This is a genomic window from Amycolatopsis sp. NPDC104775 (assembly GCF_055583325.1).
In genome coordinates this window covers 1,758,026-1,774,735 of sequence record NZ_JBVJOE010000001.1, presented here as the reverse complement: position 1 = coordinate 1,774,735, position 16,710 = coordinate 1,758,026, and the positions used below count along the sequence as shown (strand labels likewise).

The window sequence follows — 16,710 nt, the reverse complement described above, 5'->3', positions numbered from 1 at the left end:
AGGACACCCGGGCAACCGGACTGCCTCCGGGGCCGTCCGGATGCTCAGCGGCCGCAACACTTTGCGGTCGTAAAGATCTTCGTCAGGGCCTGGGGGAGCTTCCCCGGGCGGGGAGATCACAGCCCGTCGAGCCGCCGGGACAGATTGGACCGTCCGCTGGTCTGCTTGATCGTCGGGACCAGGCCGGTCATTTCCTCCTCGGCCGGTTCCTTCAGTGGGCTCGCCACCGGCTTCGCCTGCGGGCGCGGGACCAGCGGCGTCGTCGTCTGCGGACCGGCCGGGTTCGGCACCGTCGGCTGCGGCAGGGTGTTCTGCGAGCCGGTGTTCTGCGGGCCCGGGACCTCGAGCGGCCGCGTCGGCGTCGGCTGAGCCAGCGGATGCGGCGACGGCTGGGTGCGCGTGCCCGCGGCCAGCGGATGGTCGTTCTCTTCGATCAGCGACGCGGGCAGCTGCGTCGTCGTATCGGGGTCCAGCCCGGAGACCACCGAGGCGGAGATCTGCTGGGTGCTGGAGGAATCCATCGGTGACGTCATGTTGTCCGGCGTCACCACGAAGGCGCCGCGGGATCGTGCGCGTGCGAGCAGAGCGTCCGCGCGATCGCGGGGGTCCATTCCCCTCGGCCTCCCGACTGACCCGGGGCCTCTAGGGAAAGGCCCGCCTGTTTCCTGTCTAGGGTAGGCCCTCGGGGCCCGCGCCGCCCACGTTTCCCGCGGCTTGTCGCTCAGCGGTGCGTGATACAAAGGAGATTTCTGTGACGTCCGAGGTCGAGGTCGACGCCGTCGTACTGGTCGGCGGCCAGGGCACGCGGCTGCGCCCGCTCACGCTGTCCGCGCCGAAGCCGATGCTGCCGACGGCGGGAACGCCCTACCTGAGCCACCTGTTCTCCCGCATCCGCGCGGCCGGGATCCGGCACGTGGTGCTCGGCACGTCGTACCGGGCCGAGGTGTTCGAGGAGTACTTCGGCGACGGGTCCGCGCACGGCCTGGAACTCGAGTACGTGGTGGAGGAAGAGCCGCTCGACACCGGCGGCGCCATCCGCAACGTCTACGACCGGCTGCGCGCCGACCACGCGATCGTCTTCAACGGCGACATCCTTTCCGGCGCCGACCTGAACGCCCAGCTGCGCACCCACCTCGACGCCGGCGCGGACGTGACCCTCCACCTCCAGCGCGTGCCGGACCCGAGCCGGTTCGGTTCGGTGCCGACCGACTCCGACGGCCGGGTCACCGCCTTCCTGGAGAAAACCCAGAACCCGCCGACGGACCAGATCAACGCTGGCTGCTACGTCTTCCGCCGTCCGGTGATCGAGACCATCCCGGCCGGGCGGCGGGTGTCGGTCGAACGCGAGACGTTCCCCGGGCTCCTCGAAAACGGGGCGCATCTGCACGGATTTGTCGATTCTTCGTACTGGCTCGACGTTGGCACCCCGGAGGCGTTCGTCCGGGGCAGCGCCGATCTGGTCCGGGGTATCGCGCCCACGTCCGCGCTGGCCGGGCCGACCGGCGATTTTCTCGCGCTGGATGGGGCTTCCATCTTTACTGGGGCGAAACTCACCGGCGGCACGACGATCGGTGCGCGGGCCGTGGTCGGGAAGGACGCGACGGTGTCCGGTTCGGTCGTGTTCGACGACGCGGTGATCGACCCGGGCGCCATTGTGGAGAACTCGGTGCTGGGCCGCGGCGCGCGGGTCGGCGAGGGCGCGGTGCTGCGCGGCGTGGTGCTCGGCGACGGCGCGTCGGTGGGGGCTCGCTGCGAACTGCTCGACGGCGTCCGGATCTGGCCCGGCGTTTCGGTGCCGGACGGCGGCATCCGGTTTTCGAGCGACGCGTGATGGAGTGGCGGCCGGGGTTTCCGGTGGATCTGGCCGAAGTGCTGGGTCCGCTGAGCCGTGGGCGCGGCTCGCTGAACTTCCGGCGCGACCGCGGCGTCTGGTGGCTGGCCGCGAACACGCCCGGCGGCAAGGGAACGCTGGCGTTGCTGCACCGGCCGGACGGCGTCGTCGAGGCCGAAGCTTGGGGCGACGGCGCGGAGTTCTTGCTCGAGGGCGTGCCCGCGTTGCTCGGCGCGGACGATGACGACACCGGGTTCGTCGCGCACCACGACGTGATCGCGCAAGCCCGCCGCGATGCGCCGGGACTGCGGATCGGCTCGACCGGGCGGGTGTGGGACGCGCTGGTGCTGGCGATCCTCGAACAGAAGGTGAGCGGCAAAGAAGCGATCCGGTCCTGGGCGGAGCTGTGCCGGTGGTTCGGCACGCGCGCCCCCGGGCCGGGGCCGGACTACCTGCGGGTGCCGCCGGATCCGGCGGCCATTCGGTCCATTGTGGACTGGAACTGGCACAAGATCGGGGTGGACGTCAAGCGCAGGACTGCCCTGATCGAGGCGGCCCGGGTGGCCCCGCGGCTGGAGGAAGCGGTGCGGCTGCGCGGGGCCGAGGGGCGCGCGTGGCTGCGGAAGGTGCGGGGCATCGGCGTGTGGACGGCGGCGGAGATCGCCCAGCGCGCGTGGGGCGACCCGGACGCGGTCAGTTTCGGCGACTACAACATCCCGGCGATGGTCGGGCACACGCTGCTCGGCCGGAAGATCGACGACGAGGAAATGGCTCAGGTGCTGGAGCCGTATGCGCCGCAGCGGCAGCGGGCGATCCGGTACCTGGGGGCGGCCGGGGCTCGGCGGCCGCGGTTCGGGCCGCGGATCGAGCTGCGGGATTACCGGGCGATGTGAGTCAGCGCGGCGGGTACGGATTCCCCGGGTTTTGGCCCTGCGGCGGGACCCCGGGTTGCGGCGGGTACTGGGCGCCGGGCGGGTATTGGGTGCCGGGCGGGTACTGGGCGTTCGGATACTGCGGGCCGGGCGGCGGGTAGCCCGGCTGGCCGGGGTAGCCCTGCGGCCCCGCGTTCGGCGGGTAACCAGGGTAGTTCTGGCCGGGCGGCGGGAAGCCCTGCTGCGGCGGGAAGTAGCCCGGCGGCGGGTTGTTCCGTTTGCGTTTGTTCGAAGCCTGCACCGCCAGCACGATCGCGACCACTAGACCGGCCAGCAACAGCAGAACGATGAGATGCCACGGCCGGACAGCCACGGTGAAGACCCTCCCCTGGTCGAAGTTGTAACGCAGGCCGGAAAGCGGCTCAGCCCTGCGGATTCTGCGGCGGGTACTGCTGGCCGGGCTGCTGCGGGTACTGCTGCTGACCAGGCTGCTGCGGATACTGCCCCTGCTGCGGATACTGGCCCTGCGGCGGGAACTGCTGCGGCGGGTACTGGTCCTGCGGCTGCTGACCGTACGGAGCGCCCGGCCCGGCCTGCGGCGGCTGCTTGGGCCGCCCCACCGTGAATTTCAGGACCAGGACCACTACCAGCAACAGGATCAGCGCGCCCGGCAGGATGTAGTTCAGCATGGGGTTTCCCCTCGGATCGGGCACGGATTCTGGACGTCGATGCTAATTCCTCGCCGCGGTCAGCGCAGGGCAGCCGCCGCGATCGCGACGCCTTGTTCCGCGGACAGACCCAGCCCTCGGATCACCTCGGCGTACGTGGCCGCGGCGGCTTGGGCCCGGGACAGGGTTTCGTCGCCGGTCGCGCCGACGAAAGTGCCTGCTCTGCCCCGGGTTTCCAGCAGCCCGGCTTCCTCCAGTTCGCGGTACGCGCGGGCCACGGTGTTCGGCGCGATGCCCAGTTCCGCGGCCAGACCGCGCACGGTCGGGAGTTTCGTGCCGACGGCGAGGGTGCCGTCGTTGATCTGAGTGGCCAGCGAGGCCCGGACCTGTTCGAACGGCGGAACGGGCGAAGCCGGGTCGTAGCTGATGCTCATCGTTGCCGCCGTTTCCTCCGGATGCTCACCGCCGGGTCTATGCGCCCAGGTTAACGGGCGGCGGCGATCAGTTCGGCCAGATCTTCCGAACCCGCGGGCAGCGCGTCGACTGGCCACCAGCGCAGGTCGTCGGACTCCTCGCTGCGCACGGGTTCCGCGCCGGGCGGGGCGTGCACCACGTACCGGACGTCGAAATGCCGGGTCGGGACGCCGAGGGAGCAGGTGATCGGGTGGACGTCCAGGTGCACCGGCGTTTCGCCGATCACCAAGCCCGCCATGCCGGATTCCTCGGTCGCCTCGCGCAGCGCGGCGTCGGCCAGCGACGCGTCGGACGGTTCGCAGTGGCCGCCGAGTTGTAGCCAGCGGCCGACGCGCGGGTGCAGGGTCAGCAAGACCTGCGTGCCGGTCGAGTCGAGGACCACCGCGGACGCGGTCAGGTGCCCAGCCTCACAGGAACGCTGGCAAGTGTCCGCACGCGACGCGAGGAAGCCGAGAAACGCTTGCCGCAGCGACTCTTGCGCCGGGGCCTCAGGCTTCCATTCGGTCAGCGCGGCGACGGCGGATTCGTGCAGGGTCATCGTTCGATCAGCCAATCGCCGGTGGAGAGCGGTCCGCGCGGGGGAGCGGGTTCGGCCGGGTGCCCGATCGCGACGGCGCCGAGCGGATGCCACCGTTCATCCAAGTCCAAAGTGGACCGGACCAGGTCGGCGGCGAAAATAGTCGAGCCGATCCAGCACGAGCCGAGGTCTTCGGCGGCTAGCGCGACCAGGAGGCCCTGCACCGCCGCCCCGGCGGCGACGGTGAACATGGTGCGCTCGTGCCGGTTCCGCCGGTCGTCGCGATAGGTGTGCGCGCCTTCGGGAAGCAGGAACGGGATCACCAGTTCTGGCGCGCGGTACAGAATGTCGCCGCGGGACAGGCGTTTCGCGATCTGCTCGGGGGTGAATCCGTCGCTGGTCAGATCGGCTTCCCAGGAGGCGCGCATCGCGTCGAGGAGTTTGCGGCGCAGGCCTTCGTCGCGCAGCCAGATGAACCGCACGGGGTGCGTGTGGTGCGGCGCGGGAGCGGTGAGCGCGGACGCGACGGCGCGCCGCAGTGCCTCCGGATCCACCGGCTCGTCGCTGAACTGCCGGACCGAACGTCGGTGCGGTACCGCTTCCCGTCGTCCCTGCGCGATGGATTCGTTGGTGCCCAAGCGAAAGAGGTCGGTGTCGACCGGGCGGATCAGGTCTCGCGCGGTGGAGCCGTCATCATGGATTTGCAGGCCGCGCACGACTGCCACCGGCAGGCCGCCGAGCTTGCCCTTCACCAGATCCGCCGCCGCGGCGATTTCGTCCGCGACCGCGATTTCCGTAACGGCCAGCTCGTTGCCCTGTGAATCGATCTGTCCGGCGTAGCCGTGCAGCACGCGCAGGCCGGACGCGCCGATCGCGGCGTCCGTCTGGCCGACCCGCCAGGCCCGGCCCATGGTGTCGGTGACGACCACGGCCACCTCGACGCCCAGCCGTTCACGCAAACCGTTGCGCAGAGCCAAAGCGGACGCGTCCGGGTCCGCGGGCAGCAAGGCCACCTCGTCGCCGCGCACGTTCGACGCGTCGATCCCGGCCGCCGCCTGCACGATGCCCAGGTTGTTCTCGGTGATCAGCGTGCGTGCGATCCGGGCGACGACCCGCACCGACTCTTCCTCGATCAGCTTGCGCCGGGCCGCGTCACGCTCCTCGGGATCGCTCGGCACGCGCACGAGCCGACCCTCGACCTTCGAGAACGCCTTGCTGGTCACCACGACCACGTCGCCGGAACGCAGCCACGGAGCGGCAGACACGATGGCGCCGGTCAGGTCGTCGCCGGGACGGAACTCCGGCAGACCCGGAACAGGCAGAATCTCGATCTTCTGGGAAGCGTGATCAGCCAAGGGAAACTCCAGCCACGTCGAGCGCCGCGCGGACCATGTCCGCCGTCGCGTCCACATCGGACATCAGCAGCGGCACCGAGCGCACGTCCACGCCGGGCACCGTGACCTCGTGATCCTCCGGAGCGACGAGCCAGCCGTCGAGCACTCCGCCGTCGGTTCGCGCGCCGTAGTGGCGGCCGACCGCCTCCGCCGAGGTTTCCACGCCGATCGCGGTGAGGCACGCGTCGGCCATGCCGCGCAACGCTTTCCCGCCGATGATCGGCGACACCCCGACGACCTTCGCGCGAGACTTCCGCAGGGCTTCGCGCACCCCGGGAACCCCGAGCGTCGTGCCGACCGACACGACCGGGTTCGAGGGCGCGAACAGCACGACGTCCGCCTCGGCCAGTGCTTCGAGCACGCCGGGGCCGGGTTTGGCCTCGTCGTTGCCGACCGCGACGATCGAATGCGCGGGCACGCCGGCCCGGTAGCGCACCCACCACTCCTGGAAGTGCACGGCCTTCTGCTGCTCCGGCTGATCCGGATCGTCGATCACGACGTGCGTCTCGACCCGGTCGTCCGACATCGGCAGCAGCCGCACGCCGGGTTGCCAGCGGTCGCACAGCGCCTCGGTCACCTGGGACAGCGGATAGCCCGCGCGCAGCATCCGCGACCGGATCAGGTGCGTCGCGATGTCCTTGTCGCCGAGCCCGAACCAGGTCGGCTCCGCGCCGTAGGCGGCGAGTTCCTCCTTGACCGTCCAGGTCTCGCCCGCGTGGCCCCAGCCGCGTTCGGAGTCGATGCCGCCGCCGAGGGTGTACATGCAGGTGTCGAGATCCGGGCAGATGCGCAGGCCGTGCATCCACACGTCGTCGCCGGTGTTGACCAGCGCGGTGATCTCGTGCGGGGACTCGGACGACCCTTCCGAGCCGATCGCGGGCAGTCCGAGTGCGGTTTTGACCCCGAGCAGGAAGCGGGCGCCGCCCACCCCGCCAACCAGTACGACGATCTTCACGACTGGCGATCCTCGCACGTCCGCGGCGCCGGGCCCCAGTACCGGTACCTGTGGTGCTCCGAACAGCCCAGCGCGGAATACAACGCGAGCGCGCCGGTGTTGCCCACCGCCACTTGCAGGACCCACTTCTCGGCTCCATGCGCGCGGCCCCAATCGGCGAGCGCGTGCAGCACCGTGGTGGCCAGGCCGCGGCGGCGAAACTCCGGCGCGACCGCGAGCCGAGCGACGTGCAGCCAGTCGTCGACGATCGCGCCGCGCACCGCGCCCGCGGTCACGCCGTCCGCCTGGACCACGCCGTAACCGACCTTTCCGGTGGTCACGACGTGCCGCTGGGCGGAACTCGGCGCAGTGGTGTGCAGGGCCAACTCCCACCATTCCGGCGTCGCCTGGTCGAGGACCTCCGCGTCCGGCGAAGGCCCGGAGGGCAGCGGCCCGGTCAGCACCGACACCTGGTGCCCGGCGGCGTGCTCGACCTGCTCGCGCCACCCCGCCGCGGCCACCGCGCGCTCCAGTTCGCTGTCTTCCAGCACCTGGACCGCGGGCGGGATGCCGCGGGCGTGGGCGAAGTCACATACGGCCTCGAGCGCGTCCGGGACCGCGCGGCCGGGGTCGCCGACGGCGAGTGTGCTGTTCGCGCGCCCGGTGAAGCCGTCCGCCCAGCGCAAAGTCCATTCCCCGAGCGGCTCCTCGACCACCGCCGGCCAGGCTTTCGAGCACACGATTTCGAGCTTTTCCCGGGAGTTCACGGTTAGATTGTGACGGAGAGAGCTGTCCCGTTCCGCAGGAGAACCCATGAGCTACGCGCGCAAGGACGACCGGCACAACGATGAGCTTGTCGACGAGATCGCCGACGGGTTCAAGCGGACTCTCGAGGAGAAACGCGAGGACGGCAAACCCGCCGGTCCCGCTTTCGCCATTACCGGCGATGCCCGGAACGCGCCGAAACCGCGTCGCCGGGACCGCTGAGCGGCGCGGATCCGCCCCGTTTCCAGGGGTGGGATAAGGGTCGCCTAACCACCACCGGGGGCCAGGGAAGCGCGTAATGTCCGCACCGACCGGCCCAGCAGGAGAAGCCAGGAGTACGCAGTGACCTACGTGATCGCCGAGCCCTGCGTCGACGTGCTCGACAAGGCGTGTATCGACGAGTGCCCCGTGGACTGCATCTACGAGGGCGAGCGGATGTTGTACATCCACCCGGACGAGTGCGTCGACTGCGGCGCCTGCGAGCCGGTCTGCCCGGTCGAGGCCATCTACTACGAGGACGACGTCCCGGACAACTGGTCCGACTACACCAAGGCGAACGTCGACTTCTTCAACGAGCTGGGCTCGCCCGGCGGCGCGTCGAAGGTCGGCAAGACCGCGCACGACCCGGGGTTCATCAAGGCTCTGCCCCCGCAGGGCGAATGACCCGGCTGCCCGACTTCCCCTGGGATTCGCTCGCCGAGGTCAAGGCCCGAGCGCAGGCGCATCCCGGGGGCATTGTCGACCTTTCCGTCGGCACGCCCGTCGACCCGGTGCCGGACTCGATCCGCGCCGCGCTCGCGTCGGTGTCGGAGATCCCTGGCTACCCGGCCACGCACGGCACGCCTGAGCTGCGTGAAGCGGCTGTCGAGGCGCTGGAGCGGCGGTACGGGATCACCGGCGTCGAGCCGGACGCCGTGCTGCCGACGATCGGGTCGAAAGAGGCGGTGGCCTGGCTGCCGCGGCTGCTCGGCTTCGGTCCGGGCGACGTGGTGGTCATCCCGGAGCTGGCGTACCCGACGTACGAGGTCGGCGCGCTGCTCGCGGGGGCCGAGGTGGTGCGCGCGGACGGGCTGACCCAGCTCGGCCCGCGCCGCCCGGCGATGATCTGGCTGAACTCGCCGTCGAACCCCACCGGCCGCGTGCTCGGCGTGGACCACCTGCGCAAGGTGGTCGAATGGGCGCGCGAACGCGGCACCGTCGTGGTGTCCGACGAGTGCTACCTCTCGCTCGGCTGGGAGGCCGAACCGCTGTCGGTGCTGCATCCGTCCGTCCACGGTGGACAGACGGACGGCCTGCTCGCGGTGCATTCGCTGTCCAAGTCGGCGAACCTCGCGAGCTATCGCGCCGGATTCGTGACCGGCGACCCGAAGCTGGTGAAGACCCTGCTGGAGGTGCGCAAGCACGCCGGCATGATCGTGCCGCGCCCGGTGCAGCAGGCGATGGTCGCCGCGCTCACCGACGACGAAGCCCTTGCCGAGCAACGCGAACGCTATCGCGCGCGGCGAGTGGTGCTGCGGAAGGCGTTGGAGGACAACGGGTTCGAGATCACGCACTCCGAGGCTGGGCTGTATCTCTGGGCGACGCGCGGGGAATCCGCGCAGGCCACGGTGGAATGGCTGGCCGAGCGCGGGATCCTGGTCGCGCCGGGCACGTTCTACGGGCCCGCGGGCAAGGACCACGTGCGGGTCGCGTTGACCTCGACCGACGAGCGCATCGAAGCGGCCGCGGAACGGCTGGCGCAGGGCTGACGGTCAGGCCGACCAGGCGAAATGCCCGGTCGCCGCGACCGCCAGCAGCAGGAAGATCGCCGGGAACGCGATGTTGTGGAACACCTTCGCGCGGACGTGGGCGCTGACCGCGCCCACGAAAAACAGCGTCAGCCCGATCGCGGCGGCCAGCCCTAGCCGGGGCCAGCCGAGCAGGCCGACTGCCAGCCCGGCGGTGCCCGCGCCTTCCAGGACCGCCAGGTAGGGGATCCATCGCGGGCCGACGCCGACCTCAGCGGAGTTCTGCAGCACGAACCGCGCGCGGACGGCTTTGGCCGCGACCTCGAAGGCGTTGATCGCGATGCAGGCGAAGGTGGCCACGAGAAGCCCGATTTCCATCGCCGCTCCTTCCGGTGGTGCTCGTCAGGTCTCACTTCCCTGACGGCCCACCCTCCGGAAAGGTGACCGCGGCTAGTAGTCGCGGCCGGTGAAACCGCGGTAGATGAACCGCGTCAGCGCCTCGACCGCTTCCTCGTCCGAGGGCGGATTCCAGCCCGCGGGCGACGGGGTCAGCAGCCACATCTGCGCGAAGTTGTCGACCAGCTGGTACATCATCGCGATGGTGAGCTGAGTGTTCGCCGGGAGCCGCAGTCCGGCCGCGGTGACGTGTTCGAGGTGGTCCTCGACGTCCGCGGCCTGAGTGACGCCGAAGTTCGCGTAGGCGGCGGCGAAGTCGTCGTTCACCATCGCCGCTTGGCGCAGGGCGAGCATCGTCGGCGCGTTGTCGCGGTAGAAATCCCAGTACTGCCGCACGTGCCAGCGGACGGCCGCCGGATCGCTGAAATCGGACAAATGGTCCTCGCCCGCGGCCTGCCGGTCGCTGTCCTCGGCCAGGTCGGCCAGCAGGGCGATGAGCAGCTCTTCCTTGCCCGCGAAGTGGTTGTAGAACGACCCCGCGGCACGGCCGGCTTCCTGGGTGATGTCGGTGATCTTCGTGTTCAGGTAGCCCTTGGCCGCGAACACGCGCTTGGCCGCTTCCTTCAGCGCCGTTTCCGTTTCGGCCGCTTTGTCCCGGCGGCTCGTGGCTGTCATCCGGCACCTCCCTTGACGCGGAACGCTATCAGCGGGCATTCTGAATCCAGATTCACTGAATTTCAATTCACCGAAGGGGCGAGGGCGATGACGGTACTGGTGGCGGGAGCGGGCCCGACGGGGCTCACGCTGGCGATCGAGCTGGCGCGGCGCGGGGTCGGCGTGCGGGTGGTGGACAAGGCGGAGCAGTACTTCGTCGGTTCGCGCGGCGACGGGCTGCAGCCGCGCACGCTGGAGGTTTTCGAGGATTTGGGCGTGCTGGACGCGGTGCTCGCCGCGGGCGCGCCGCCGTATCCGATGCGGGTGTACCTGGACGGCGAGTTCGTCATGGTGCGGCGGATGGCCGAGCCGGTCGAGCCGACGCCGGCGGTGCCGTATCCGAACGCCTGGTTCCTCGGCCAGTCGCAGACCGAGGGGATCCTTCGCGACCGGCTGGCCGAACTGGGCGTGCGGGTGGAGCTGAATACGGCGCTGACCGGTTTCGCGCAGGACGACGAGGGGGTGACCGCGGAGCTGTCGACAGGGGAGACGGTGCGGGCGGAGTACCTGGTCGGCGCGGACGGCGGGAAGAGCTTCGTGCGCAAGGCGCTGGGGATCGCGTTCGAGGGGACCACTGACGAATCGATCCGGATGCTGCTGGGCGACGTCTCGGCGGAAGGGCTCGACCACAGTTCGGGGTACTGGTTCGCGAAGGCGGACGAGCCGATGTCCGGCGTCGCGTTCACGCCGCTCGCCGGGACGCCGTATTTCCAGTTCGCCTCCCCGCTCGGCGACGGCGACGCGGGGACCTCGCTAGGCGCGTTGCAGGAGCACCTGGACCGGGTGTCCGGCGGCGGGATCCGGCTGCTCGACCTGGCGTGGTCCACGGTGTGGCGGCCGAATATCCGCTTGGCCGCGTCGTTTCGGCAGGGACGGGTGTTCCTCGCCGGGGACGCCGCGCACGCGCACCCGCCGACGGGTGGGCAGGGGCTGAACACCGGCGTGCAGGACGCGTACAACCTCGGCTGGAAGCTCGCCGACGGATCGCCCGCGCTGCTGGACAGCTACGAGACGGAACGGCGTGCGGTCGCGGCGCGGGTGCTCGGGGTGAGCAGTGCGTTGCTGGAGAAGTATAAGGAAGGCGCGGACGACGCGCACGAACGCGGCCCGGAGACGCAGCAGCTCGATGTGACTTACCGGGGCGGACCGCTGTCGCCGGTCAGCACGGGGACGTTGCGGCCGGGCGATCGGGCGCCGGACGCGCCGCTCGTGGACGCGAATGGCAAGACCGTGCGGCTGTTCGAGCTGTTCCGGGGTCCACATGCGACAGAACTGGTCTTCGGCGACGGCCCCCTCGGGACCGAACATCCGGCGTACCGCATCCTGCCGCAGGGCACCATTGGGGAATTCGTTGACGCTGGCGGGCACGCGTACGCGGCGTATGAGGGTGCGCCGGGGAAGCGGGTGCTGGTGCGGCCGGACGGCTACGTCTGGTCGGTCAGCTGACGGCCTTTTCGATGCGGTGCCACACTTCGAGCCACGTGGCCCGGGCCTGAGCACGCTTCGCCAATTCGTGCTCGACAATCCGGCCCGCCACGAAACCGACCTCGGCGTCCGCGTTGGTCAGCACGCCGCGCACCTTCTCCGCGGCGAAGACGGCGTCCTGGTGATCGCCTAGCACGTTCTGAAATTTGCGGGTCGCTTTGATCAGTTCGGCCAGCTTCGCGGCCTGCTTCTTTTTCGCCGCTGACCGGGCCAATTCGGCGGTATAGCGGAGTTTCTTGCCGTGGATGCGCAATGCGTGCAGATCGTCGTCTGGGGGATTCGGCGGCAGGGCGGCGACCGCGCGGGCGAGCTTCCGGTACGGCTTCCGCACGTCCGCGGCCAGACCGGGTTTCTCGGACGGCGTCTCGTCGATCTCGTGCTCGGCGGTGCGGGACAGCTGGGCGATGCTTTGCAACAGGGTCGCGTACCGCGGGCTCGACAACGCGCGGTTCAGCCGGCGGCGGGCGGTGGTGCGCTCGGAGACGAAACGGGACACCAGCCGTCGTCCGGCGGGCTGGTCGCGGACGTCGAACTCGGCGATCACCTCGCGCAGGTGGCCGATCAGCACGTCGTAGTCACGGACCTCGCCGAGCACCTGGCCCAGCCAGCCGAGATCGGCGCGCACCGGTTCCGCGGTGGGCCCGATCAGCGCGCTGGAGGATTTCAGCACGCTCCGCATCCGCCGTTGCGCGACGCGCATCTGGTGCAGGTCTTCCGGATCGGTGCCGGCCCGGGTGCCCGGCTCGCGGGACAGCAGTTCACGCAGTTCGTGATCGAGTTTGGCGCGTACGTGCGCGGCCGCCGGGGCTTCGGGCTCCGCTTTCACCGGTTCGGCGGGGAGCCCGAGTGCGGCCGGCGTCGTCGGTTCCGGAATGCGGCGGCGGCTGGTCGCTTCGGAAGTCACCTGGTTAATGGTAGGTGAACGACGTTGAGATCGGCGCCGGTCGAAACGGCGAGAGGGTGCCCTCCCGTCGTGGGAGCGCACCCTCTCGAAGGCGTGGATCAGTTGGCGTGCAGTGCCTCGTTCAGCTTGATGCCGACACCGCCGCGCGGCACGACCTCGACCGCGCCGGTCGCCGAATTGCGCCGGAAGACCGCGCCGGAGATGCCGGAAAGCTCACGCGCTTTAACAGTCTTGCCGTCGACCTCGACCTTGGTGCCCGCGGTGACGTACAGCCCGGCCTCGATCACCGAGTCGTCGCCGAGCGAGATGCCCGCGCCGCCGTTCGCGCCGATCAGGCAGCGTTCGCCGATCGAGATCACCTCGGTGCCGCCGCCGGACAGCGTGCCCATGATCGACGCGCCGCCGCCGATGTCGCTGCCGTCGCCGACCAACACGCCCGCCGAGATGCGGCCCTCGACCATCGAAGCGCCGAGCGTGCCCGCGTTGTAGTTCACGAAGCCCTCGTGCATCACGGTGGTGCCGGACGCGAGGTGCGCGCCGAGCCGCACGCGGTCCGCGTCGGCGATGCGGACTCCGGTCGGAAGGACGTAGTCGACCATCCGCGGGAACTTGTCCACGCCGTACACGGTGACCGCGCCGCGCGACCGCAGCCGCAGCCGGGTCTGCTCGAAGCCCTCGACCGGGCACGGGCCGTGGTTCGTCCACACGACGTTGGCCAGCAGGCCGAAGATGCCGTCGAGGCTCTGCCCGCGCGGCCGGACCAGCCGGTGCGACAGCAGGTGCAGGCGCAGGTAGACGTCGTGGGCGTCGGCGGGCGCGGCGGCAAGGCTGCCGATGGTGACGCGCACCGCGACGACCTCGACACCGCGGTCGGTGTCCGGGCCGAGCAGCGCGGCCGCGGCCTCGCCGAGCAGTTCGGTCGTCTGCTCCGCGGTCAGCCGTTCGGTGCCGCTGGTGCCTGCTTCGACCAGCTTGGGGTGCGGGTACCAGGTGTCCAGCACGGTTCCGTCAGACGTGACGGTGGCCAGCCCGACGCCGACGGCGCCGGTCGTTTCGGGGTCAGGGGTCTGCTCGCTCACGCCGGTCACGGTAGCCGAAGCTGGCCGGATCAACCTGTGGTGGCCAGCTGGTTCACCTTGTGCTTGACCTCGGTCAGCGCGGTCGAGATGGAGACGAGCGCCTGCGTGCACGCGCCGCCCGGAGTGTCGACGGTGGTGCAGCCCGCCTGGCGGAACGCCCCGACCGCCTGGTCGATCGCCGTCGCGTCGTGGTCGAGCGGCTCGTTGACGGTCTTGCCCGCCTTCGCCAGCTTGTGCACCGAACCGGCGGTGTTGCCGACCTCGGTGACGTATTTCTCACAGCCCTTGGGCAGCTGCGTCTGCGGGCCGGTGAAGCACGAGTCGGCCGACAGCGCCTCGAGCTTGGTCGGCAGGGCGTCCGGCCCCGGATCTCCCGCGCCAGGGCGGGCCTTGGGCCCGGCCTCGTTGCTGCAGCCGGTGAGGACGAGGGCGAGGACGCCGAGAGCGACCAGGGAGCTTCGCGTGCGCACGTCCTCACGGTAGCCCCCGCGCTGGCTGGGTACGGTGCCGGTATGACCTCCCTTGACCTGCGCGCCGATCCGGCCGAGCTTGCCGCTGCCCTTGTGGATGTGTTCAGCGTCTCCGGGGAGGAGGGGGAGCTGGCTGACTTGGTGCAGGCGGCGTTGGGTGAGCAGGCTCCGCATTTGGAAGTCGTGCGCAATGGGGACGCTGTTTTGGCGCGGACGAATCTTGGGCGGGGTTCGCGGGTGATTCTTGCGGGGCATTTGGATACTGTTCCGGAGAATTCTAATTTGCCTTCTCGTCGTACTGGAACTGGGGATGACGAGGTGTTGCATGGGTTGGGGTCGGTGGACATGAAGGGCGGGGATGCGGTGTTTTTGCATCTGGCCGCTACTTTGCCGGAGCCTCGGCATGATGTGACGTTTGTGTTTTATGACAATGAAGAGGTTGAGGCTGTTCGGAATGGGCTGGGGCGGATTGAGCGGGAGTTGCCGGAGTGGCTGGCTGGGGATCTCGCTGTGGTGGGGGAGCCGTCTAATGGGGTGATTGAGGCTGGGTGTCAGGGGACGTTGCGGGTCGAGGTGCGGACGGCTGGGGTTCGGGCGCATACGGCTCGGGCTTGGATGGGGTCGAACGCGATTCACGCTCTTGCTGAGCCGTTGCAGCGGTTGGCTTCTTATTCGCCTCGGGTGGTGGATATTGACGGGCTGACTTATCGGGAAGGGTTGCAGGCTACTGCGATTTCCGGTGGGGTGGCTGGGAATGTGGTGCCGGATTCTGCTGTGTTGACGGTGAATCATCGGTTTGCGCCGGATCGTGGGGCGGATGAGGCTGAGGCGCATGTGCGTGAGGTGTTTGCTGGGTTTGATGTGACGTTGGTGGATATGTCGCCGGGGGCGTTGCCGGGGTTGTCGGCGCCTGCTGCGGCGGAGTTGGTGGCTGCGGCTGGGGGGTCTGCCGCGGCTAAGTTGGGGTGGACGGATGTGGCTCGGTTCGCTGCGTTGGGGATGCCTGCGGTGAATTTCGGGCCGGGGGATCCGACGTTGGCGCATACGCAGCAGGAGTGTGTGCGGGTGGGGGAGATTCGGGAAGTGGCTTCGGTTTTGAGGCGGTTTTTGAGCTGAGGGGGCGGCGGCTCGTCGCCTGGCGGCGACATTGCGCCTGGTCCGGCGTGGGGCACCCCGAAGGTTGATTGTGCTGACGGTTCGGGGGTGCTTGTCAAGGCGGGAAAGATGCCTTGACAAGCACCCGTCGACCGCAGAGAAGGCTTCGTATCGGGGTGTGGGGGAGGGTGTGGGTGCCTGGGCCGGTGGGGTGCGTTGGTGCGGTTTTGGGGCGCAAGGGGAACCCTCACGGCAGGCGCGTGGGCTGAGGCCGGGGCGGCGCTGTGCGCAGCACCCCGGCCCACAGCGGTTTTTAGCGGCCTTGCAGCGACTTTACGTTGTCGCCGAAGGTCCAGCCTTTGGAGCCGTCCCAGTTGATTGACCAGTCCATCAGGCCTTTGAGGCCGGGGACGCTCTGGTAGGCCTGGGAAACCGAGCCGGGGTCCATGTAGCCGCCGCCTGCGCCTGGTTGGGCGGGGAGGCCGGGGACCTGCTTGTCGACTGGGACGCGGATGGTGGTGCCTTGTACGGTGAGGCCCTTGTCTAGGCACTGGGTTTGCACGGTGAAGCCTTGTACTGTTCCGGCTTCGTAGCTGTCGCCGGAGCAGCCGTACATCGAGCCGTTGTAGTACTGCATGTTCAGCCACCACAGTTGGCCGTTGTCGACGTACTTCTTGATGATCGGCAGGTATGCGCCCCAGATTGAGCCGTAGGTTACCGAGCCGCCGGTTACGTAGGCGGTTTCCGGGGCCATGGTCAGGCCGAAGCCGGACGGCATTTGCGACAGTACGCCGTCGATGATGCGTTCCAGGTTTGCCTGTGAGGCGGACAACGAGTTGATGTCGCCGCTGCTCGACAGGCCGGTTTCGATGTCGATGTCTATTCCGTCGAAGTTGTACTTCTTCAGGATCGGCACGATGGTGCTCACAAACCTGTCGGCTACCGAGCTGGACGACAGGTCAATGCCTGCCGCCGCGCCGCCGATGGACATCAGGATGGTGGCTCCGGCGTCTTTGGCCGCGCACATCTCAGCCGGCGTCGAGACCTTCACCGTGGAGTCCATGCCGTCTTCCCATTCCACGGTGCCGTCGGAGAGGATCACCGGGAACGCGGCGTTGATGACGTTGTAGCCGTGTGCGGCCATGCTGGGGTCGTTGATCGGGACCCAGCCCATGCCGGGGTGGACGCCGTTCGACGAGCCGTCCCAGTTTTCCCAGTAGCCCTGCAGGACCGGGCCGGAAGGTCTCGGCTTTACCGCGCAGGTGTCCGACTGTGGTGCGGCGGTCGCTGAGGCGGGGGCGATTCCCGCTAGCGGCAGTGCGAGCAGGGCCGCTACGGCGGTCCCGAACCAGCGTGACTTCCGTCCGTTCATCACGGCTCCCGTC

The 16,710-nt window shown here is 69.5% G+C and carries 21 protein-coding genes; 7 read left to right on the top strand and 14 right to left on the bottom strand.

The window, feature by feature from the left end:
• Positions 1-116: 116 nt before the first annotated feature.
• Positions 117-611 carry a hypothetical protein gene (locus ACZ63D_RS07870; RefSeq protein WP_465353492.1) on the bottom strand — a complete coding sequence of 165 codons (495 nt, stop codon included), beginning with the start codon at positions 609-611 and terminating at the stop codon, positions 117-119.
• A 140-nt stretch (positions 612-751) separates the two neighbouring features.
• Between ACZ63D_RS07870 and manB the strand changes: the two genes are divergently transcribed.
• On the top strand, positions 752-1,831 hold the full coding sequence (gene manB, locus ACZ63D_RS07865) for a mannose-1-phosphate guanylyltransferase (protein ID WP_465353491.1): 1,080 nt from the start codon (positions 752-754) through the stop codon (positions 1,829-1,831).
• Positions 1,831-2,724 (top strand): DNA-3-methyladenine glycosylase family protein, encoded by an 894-nt coding sequence (locus tag ACZ63D_RS07860; protein WP_465353490.1) that lies wholly within the window; start codon positions 1,831-1,833, stop codon positions 2,722-2,724. The genes manB and ACZ63D_RS07860 overlap by 1 nt, the downstream gene beginning before the upstream one ends.
• Before the next feature lies 1 nt (position 2,725).
• Here the strand turns inward: ACZ63D_RS07860 and ACZ63D_RS07855 are convergent, their stop codons facing one another.
• The 7 genes from ACZ63D_RS07855 to ACZ63D_RS07825 are packed head-to-tail and all read right to left on the bottom strand — an operon-like array spanning position 2,726 to position 7,457.
• The gene (locus ACZ63D_RS07855) at positions 2,726-3,076 is read right to left on the bottom strand and encodes a hypothetical protein (RefSeq protein ID WP_465353489.1); all 351 of its coding nucleotides are present in this window, start codon (positions 3,074-3,076) and stop codon (positions 2,726-2,728) included.
• A gap of 49 nt (positions 3,077-3,125) precedes the next feature.
• On the bottom strand, positions 3,126-3,392 hold the full coding sequence (locus ACZ63D_RS07850; protein WP_465353488.1) for a hypothetical protein: 267 nt from the start codon (positions 3,390-3,392) through the stop codon (positions 3,126-3,128).
• A 59-nt stretch (positions 3,393-3,451) separates the two neighbouring features.
• Positions 3,452-3,805, bottom strand: a complete 354-nt coding sequence (locus tag ACZ63D_RS07845; RefSeq protein WP_465353487.1) for a GntR family transcriptional regulator — start codon at positions 3,803-3,805, stop codon at positions 3,452-3,454.
• A 50-nt stretch (positions 3,806-3,855) separates the two neighbouring features.
• Positions 3,856-4,383, bottom strand: coding sequence for an NUDIX hydrolase (locus ACZ63D_RS07840; protein WP_465353486.1), 528 nt, complete (start codon positions 4,381-4,383; stop codon positions 3,856-3,858).
• Positions 4,380-5,774 (bottom strand): coenzyme F420-0:L-glutamate ligase, encoded by a 1,395-nt coding sequence (locus ACZ63D_RS07835; protein WP_465353485.1) that lies wholly within the window; start codon positions 5,772-5,774, stop codon positions 4,380-4,382. Before ACZ63D_RS07835 ends, ACZ63D_RS07840 begins: the two co-directional genes overlap by 4 nt.
• Positions 5,710-6,711 carry a 2-phospho-L-lactate transferase gene (gene cofD / locus ACZ63D_RS07830; protein WP_465353484.1) on the bottom strand — a complete coding sequence of 334 codons (1,002 nt, stop codon included), beginning with the start codon at positions 6,709-6,711 and terminating at the stop codon, positions 5,710-5,712. The genes ACZ63D_RS07835 and cofD overlap by 65 nt, the downstream gene beginning before the upstream one ends.
• Positions 6,708-7,457 carry a GNAT family N-acetyltransferase gene (locus ACZ63D_RS07825; RefSeq protein WP_465353483.1) on the bottom strand — a complete coding sequence of 250 codons (750 nt, stop codon included), beginning with the start codon at positions 7,455-7,457 and terminating at the stop codon, positions 6,708-6,710. The genes cofD and ACZ63D_RS07825 overlap by 4 nt, the downstream gene beginning before the upstream one ends.
• Positions 7,458-7,503: 46 nt before the next feature.
• Here ACZ63D_RS07825 and ACZ63D_RS07820 point away from each other — a divergent pair, with 46 nt between their 5' ends.
• The 3 genes from ACZ63D_RS07820 to dapC all read left to right on the top strand — a co-directional run bounded on the left by ACZ63D_RS07820 (position 7,504) and on the right by dapC (position 9,203).
• The gene (locus ACZ63D_RS07820) at positions 7,504-7,677 is read left to right on the top strand and encodes a hypothetical protein (protein ID WP_167441895.1); all 174 of its coding nucleotides are present in this window, start codon (positions 7,504-7,506) and stop codon (positions 7,675-7,677) included.
• A gap of 120 nt (positions 7,678-7,797) precedes the next feature.
• Entirely contained in the window at positions 7,798-8,118 is a 321-nt protein-coding gene (gene fdxA, locus ACZ63D_RS07815; protein WP_009072848.1) for a ferredoxin, read from the top strand.
• Positions 8,115-9,203: a succinyldiaminopimelate transaminase gene (gene dapC, locus ACZ63D_RS07810; protein ID WP_465353482.1), complete on the top strand. Its 1,089-nt coding sequence runs from the start codon at positions 8,115-8,117 to the stop codon at positions 9,201-9,203. The genes fdxA and dapC overlap by 4 nt, the downstream gene beginning before the upstream one ends.
• 3 nt (positions 9,204-9,206) lie before the next feature.
• Here the strand turns inward: dapC and ACZ63D_RS07805 are convergent, their stop codons facing one another.
• On the bottom strand, positions 9,207-9,560 hold the full coding sequence (locus tag ACZ63D_RS07805) for a DoxX family protein (protein WP_465353481.1): 354 nt from the start codon (positions 9,558-9,560) through the stop codon (positions 9,207-9,209).
• 72 nt (positions 9,561-9,632) lie between these two features.
• Positions 9,633-10,253 carry a TetR/AcrR family transcriptional regulator gene (locus ACZ63D_RS07800; RefSeq protein WP_465353480.1) on the bottom strand — a complete coding sequence of 207 codons (621 nt, stop codon included), beginning with the start codon at positions 10,251-10,253 and terminating at the stop codon, positions 9,633-9,635.
• Positions 10,254-10,340: 87 nt separating this feature from the next.
• Between ACZ63D_RS07800 and ACZ63D_RS07795 the strand changes: the two genes are divergently transcribed.
• Complete coding sequence (locus ACZ63D_RS07795; RefSeq protein ID WP_465353479.1) at positions 10,341-11,738, top strand: FAD-dependent monooxygenase; 1,398 nt, start codon at positions 10,341-10,343, stop codon at positions 11,736-11,738.
• Here the strand turns inward: ACZ63D_RS07795 and ACZ63D_RS07790 are convergent.
• The 3 genes from ACZ63D_RS07790 to ACZ63D_RS07780 all read right to left on the bottom strand — a co-directional run bounded on the left by ACZ63D_RS07790 (position 11,731) and on the right by ACZ63D_RS07780 (position 14,230).
• Positions 11,731-12,681, bottom strand: coding sequence for a CHAD domain-containing protein (locus tag ACZ63D_RS07790; protein ID WP_465353478.1), 951 nt, complete (start codon positions 12,679-12,681; stop codon positions 11,731-11,733). The two genes, ACZ63D_RS07795 and ACZ63D_RS07790, sit on opposite strands and share 8 nt — an antisense overlap.
• A 98-nt stretch (positions 12,682-12,779) precedes the next feature.
• Positions 12,780-13,760, bottom strand: coding sequence for a 2,3,4,5-tetrahydropyridine-2,6-dicarboxylate N-succinyltransferase (gene dapD, locus ACZ63D_RS07785; RefSeq protein WP_465353477.1), 981 nt, complete (start codon positions 13,758-13,760; stop codon positions 12,780-12,782).
• A gap of 29 nt (positions 13,761-13,789) precedes the next feature.
• Positions 13,790-14,230: a hypothetical protein gene (locus ACZ63D_RS07780; protein ID WP_465353476.1), complete on the bottom strand. Its 441-nt coding sequence runs from the start codon at positions 14,228-14,230 to the stop codon at positions 13,790-13,792.
• A gap of 42 nt (positions 14,231-14,272) precedes the next feature.
• Between ACZ63D_RS07780 and dapE the strand changes: the two genes are divergently transcribed.
• Positions 14,273-15,346, top strand: coding sequence for a succinyl-diaminopimelate desuccinylase (gene dapE, locus ACZ63D_RS07775; protein ID WP_465353475.1), 1,074 nt, complete (start codon positions 14,273-14,275; stop codon positions 15,344-15,346).
• Positions 15,347-15,638: 292 nt separating this feature from the next.
• Here dapE and ACZ63D_RS07770 read toward each other — a convergent pair whose 3' ends face one another.
• The gene (locus ACZ63D_RS07770) at positions 15,639-16,697 is read right to left on the bottom strand and encodes a chitinase (RefSeq protein ID WP_465353474.1); all 1,059 of its coding nucleotides are present in this window, start codon (positions 16,695-16,697) and stop codon (positions 15,639-15,641) included.
• Between the last annotated feature and the right edge of the window lie 13 nt (positions 16,698-16,710).